Here is a 5043-nt window from a genome sequence, read left to right on the forward strand (position 1 = left end):
TCGCTGGCCTTCTCTTTTTAGTTAGCTTAGATTAACTATTGCGCAAAGCGGCGATGCGTTTATCAAGCGGTGGGTGACTCATCAATAATTCCGTCATTGAACGTTTACCGTTGATACCAAAAGCCATCATGGAACCTTCCAATTGAGATTCTTGCCCCATTTTTAAACGCTCTAACGCCGCAATCATCTTGTGTTTACCCACAAGCTTTGCTGCACCTGCGTCGGCGTGGAATTCGCGATGACGGCTATACCACATCGTAATAAAGCTCGCGAGGAAGCCAAATACCAATTCCAGCACCATAGAGATGCCAAAATAAACCATCATATTGCTACCGCCACCCTCTTCTGAATCTCGAGACGACACGATGTTTGCGATAAAGCGCGATAAGAAAATAACGAAGGTATTAACCACTCCTTGCATTAAAGTCATCGTGACCATATCGCCATTGGCAATGTGGCTCACTTCATGCGCCAATACCGCTTCGGCCTCGTCACGCGTCATGCTGTGCAATAGCCCCGTTGAAACAGCGACGAGAGAATCATCACGTTTAGCGCCTGTTGCAAAAGCGTTGATGTCCGGTGAATCATAAATTGCTACCGTTGGCATACCAATACCCGCTTGCTGAGCTTGACGACGCACCGTTTGCACTAGCCAATGCTCAGTTTCGTTACGTGGACTTTCAATCACCATTCCACCTACCGAGCGCAGAGCCATGCTCTTTGACATCAATAATGAAATAAATGAGCCGCCAAAACCAAACAACGCGGCCATGACGAGCAAGCCAGATAAACTGCCCGGCTGCATCCCCGTCACAGCATAAACAATATTTAATACAAGGCTAAGAACCAGAACCACCGCAAGGTTGGTTGCTAGAAATAACATGACTCGCTTCATTACTTATCTCCGAATGAAAAGCTTATTATGAGTGTAGGCTGCAAGCGACGCTAGCATGAACCTACACAATTTTTCATATACATATAGTCTAAGATTTGAAAAACAAGGTTAAGCGATAAATTGAAACATTTAATGTCTGACGCCGAGTTTTCTAAAATCTGTTATTGAACAGCAAGATGGTTAACCTACCCTTACAGCTCGTGATGGGCAATTGAACTCATAAGACTTTGGTCGTATTGAGAGTCCCAGCTAAAGTGACTACATTGCATGGGAAACAGACATTTTCGACGGACAAAGGACAGCATCATGGCTGAAACGAGCAACTATCAAATGGCGATTGATTTACTGTGTTGCCACTTAGGTCTCTCTGAAGATGAAGCTAAACAACAATTGGGAATTGGCAGCACACCATCCGCGCAGCAACAAATATCTGACACGCAACAAGCACTGATGGGGCTGATGCAAGAAAAATAGCCGTTAGCAAGGCTGGCGAGAGTTTATGCTAGCTAAATTGAAACAGCGCCGCTCATGGCATCATGGGTGGCGCTGTTTGTTTGTGTTGCCTACAATGACCGTGATTAATCTCGCGGCGGCGCTGGCGATAGTACTTCGCGATTACCATTATGGCCGGGAGCGCTCACAATACCTTGTGCTTCCAGCTGCTCTACAATTCTTGCAGCGCGGTTGTAACCGATTTTAAATCGGCGTTGTACACCTGAAACTGAACCTCGACGCGTTTCCACTACATGTTCAACCACTTGATCAAATAGCGGATCCACTTCTTCATCACTTTCCATCTTCTCACCGGGTAGCAAGGCTTCTGGTCCTTGGTCACCATAAGTGATCTCTTCTATGTAGTTCGGCTTACCGCGTGCTTTCCAGTTGTTTACCACCGCATGCACATCTTCATCCGAGGCAAACGCACCGTGAACCCGGATCGTGTGGCTAGAACCCGGTGGTAGATAGAGCATATCGCCCATACCGAGCAGTGATTCCGCACCACTTTGGTCCAAAATAGTTCTTGAGTCGGTTTTAGTCGAAACGGTAAACGCAACGCGGGTCGGAATATTCGCTTTGATTAAACCGGTGATCACATCAACCGATGGACGCTGAGTGGCCAAAATAAGGTGAATACCCGCAGCACGAGCCTTTTGTGCCAAACGCGCGATCAACTCTTCTACTTTTTTACCCACCACCATCATCAGATCAGCAAATTCATCAACAACCACGACAATGTAAGGCAGTTTTTCCAGCAGTGGCGGTTCACTCTCCATACTGTCCCCTTCTCTCCACAAAGGATCGTGGATGGGGTGGCCAGCAGCAGCAGCCATTTTTAGCTTATCATTGAAGCCTTTGATGTTACGCACACCAAGCACAGACATTAATTTATAGCGACGTTCCATTTCACCCACACACCAACGTAAAGCATTTGATGCGTCTTTCATGTCAGTCACGACTTCAGCTAACAGGTGAGGAATACCCTCGTAGATCGATAGCTCTAACATTTTCGGGTCAATCATAATAAAGCGAACGTCTTCTGGGCTCGCTTTATAAAGCATGCTGAGGATCATCACGTTGACCCCAACCGACTTACCTGAGCCTGTTGTACCAGCCACCAACACGTGCGGCATTTTGGCCAAATCCGCGACCAATGCTTCGCCTGCAATGTCTTGCCCTAAAACGATGGTCGTGGGTGATTTCGCTTCTTGGAATTGACGGCTTTTTATAACATCTGACAAATAGACGGTTTGACGACTCATGTTTGGCAGTTCAAGACCAACATAAGGTTTACCGGGGATCACTTCAACCACCCTCACCGCCATTGCCGATAAAGAACGCGCCAAATCCATCGATAGGCTAGAAATACGGCTCACTTTTACGCCTGGAGCTAAATCTAATTCAAAACGAGTGATAACCGGCCCCGGAAAGATATCAACCACTTGCGCTTGGATTTTGTAATCCGCGAGTTTAGATTCAACCAAACGAGCAACCTCCTCTAATGCCTCTCGGTCAATAAAGTGTTCACGCTTTTCTGGGTGATACAGAAGCTCTAACGTCGGTAGTGGCTCCGTCGGTTTAGGCAGGTTAGTTTCTTTTTGCATTAAAAATGGGTTTTGCTTGGCCGCCATATTGGCCTGAGCCGAAGACACCATGTTCTGAAAAGCCGTCACATCGCTATCTTGCTGGCCTAACGGTGGCTCGTCATCTTCTGACATCACATCAAGATCAGCAGCCAACGCTTGATCTGATTCATCTTCATCCAGCACATCCAAATTGGAAATAACCGGTTCAACACGCGACACTTCAAGATCAACTTCTGTCATCGTAAGCGACGGATCGCTTACCTCTTCGTCCTCTGCCCATGCATATTGCTGAGCTTCTTGACTGGCATCGAGGTCGGCACTGGCTAATGCTTGATGCTCATTAGCTCTTTCATCTACCCAGTCTGCCGATGAAAGAGCAAGGTCATCCTCTTCCAACGCAACAGATTCTAACTCTTCAATCGTTGCACTAAGTTGCTTGCTGCGATCAAATGACGCTTCATCTGAGTGAGTGTCACTGAATTCAGGGGAAGTGTTAGCCTGAGTTTTGGCCGCTGGCATGTGAATATTAAAACGTCTTGGCGAGTGAGTCTGTTCCAGCTCTTCTTCAACCTCTACCGCAGGCGTGTATTGCTCGGCCCCAAACGCATCGAGGGCTGATTTGACATATTCTTCATTTGGCGAACTAGACTCAACAACGGCTAAGTCTGCGGATGATGATTCAAGCGGTGACAACTCCATTGGCGACAAAACGGGCGCAATATCTTCATCTTTCTCACCACGTAATCGATTGATCAACGCAACGCCAAGAGAAATACTCATCGTGCCTAACCATTCCACGATGCTTAGCCAAGAGATACCCGTTAGCAGCGTAAAACCAGCGCCCCATAAAAAGAGCAATACTAGGGTTGAGCCTAGTAAATTAAGCGTTGGCAGCGCCAAACTGGTTAAGACATCCCCAATCACACCACCAGATGAAAAATACCAAATATCGTCAAAGTTGATATCCGCAAGGCCACAACTGGTCAAAATCAAGATGGTTAAGCCGAGTAAACGCGTTCCCCACAGCACAAAATCAAGGGGTTCATTCTCTTCTCTTTTACGCAGAAAAACCCATGCTAGTACGGTAATCATGAGCGGTATTGGGTAGGCCAGCGATCCAAAAATAAAGAACAAGGTATCGGCAATCCATGCGCCAATAATACCGCCTGCATTTTCAATATCGCCTCCCCACGCGGTTTGCGACCATGAAGGATCGGCGGGACTAAATGTTAATAAAGCGATGGAAAGAAGCACAGAGGCAAGCACAGCGACAATAAGCCCGCACTCTTTCAGACGTTGCGATCCATTGAGGCGTGAAGACTGAGGCTCTTCGCTGGTCTTAATAATGGTCTCAACTTTATTTTGGTTCTCTTTGAACATAAACCTAGATTCTGATTAACGCCAACACTCAAGGTTTATTGCGGCTTGATGCGTTGGTTTGGGTGAAAACAGTCCGAGCGGCAAAAGCCGCTCGGTTTGTTGTGTGATTTAACCACATCAAGGTTAAAAACCCAATTGGCGAACGTCAGAATGTGGAAAGAAGTACCACTATTCAGACAATCTGGCGTTATCGAGTTTTGATAACCAACTGGTTACTTTGCTTAACTTCTTCCATCACAACATAAGTGCGAGTGTCATTGACTCCGGGCAAACGCAATAGCGTATCACCCAACAATTTACGATACGCCCCCATGTCAGAGACTCGAGTTTTGAGAAGATAGTCAAAATCACCCGAAACAAGATGGCATTCTTGAATGTCATCCAGTTTTTGAACCGCAGTATTAAACTGTTCAAACACATCAGGTGCACCGCGATTCAATGTAATTTCCACAAATACCAACAGCGAAGCATCAAGATATTGTGGATTCAACAACGCGGTATAACCGGTAATGAAACCTTGACGCTCTAAACGACGTACACGCTCTAAACAGGGGGTTGGAGATAAACCCACTCGTTTTGATAATTCTACATTCGAAATACGACCATCTTTCTGCAATTCATTCAAAATATTGCGATCGATACGGTCTAAATCCTTGGACGGCCTTTTATAGTTGTCTGCCATTT

4 protein-coding genes are annotated in these 5043 nt (G+C 46.3%); 1 reads left to right on the top strand and 3 read right to left on the bottom strand.

Annotated features, from left to right (window positions below):
• Positions 1-31: 31 nt before the first annotated feature.
• Complete coding sequence (gene htpX / locus AACT21_RS06375; RefSeq protein ID WP_013857168.1) at positions 32-895, bottom strand: protease HtpX; 864 nt, start codon at positions 893-895, stop codon at positions 32-34.
• Between the two features lie 306 nt (positions 896-1201).
• Here htpX and AACT21_RS06380 point away from each other — a divergent pair, with 306 nt between their 5' ends.
• On the top strand, positions 1202-1369 hold the full coding sequence (locus tag AACT21_RS06380; RefSeq protein WP_017041998.1) for a hypothetical protein: 168 nt from the start codon (positions 1202-1204) through the stop codon (positions 1367-1369).
• Positions 1370-1473: 104 nt separating this feature from the next.
• On the opposite strand, the gene AACT21_RS06385 is transcribed toward AACT21_RS06380, so the two are convergent.
• Together AACT21_RS06385 and lrp are read right to left on the bottom strand one after the other, a co-directional pair.
• Complete coding sequence (locus tag AACT21_RS06385; protein WP_094163158.1) at positions 1474-4359, bottom strand: DNA translocase FtsK; 2886 nt, start codon at positions 4357-4359, stop codon at positions 1474-1476.
• Between the two features lie 187 nt (positions 4360-4546).
• On the bottom strand, positions 4547-5041 hold the full coding sequence (gene lrp, locus AACT21_RS06390) for a leucine-responsive transcriptional regulator Lrp (protein WP_010317439.1): 495 nt from the start codon (positions 5039-5041) through the stop codon (positions 4547-4549).
• Positions 5042-5043 lie beyond the last annotated feature (2 nt).

The organism is Vibrio sp. V08_P9A1T1, from assembly GCF_963874405.1.
Lineage (GTDB): Bacteria > Pseudomonadota > Gammaproteobacteria > Enterobacterales > Vibrionaceae > Vibrio > Vibrio anguillarum.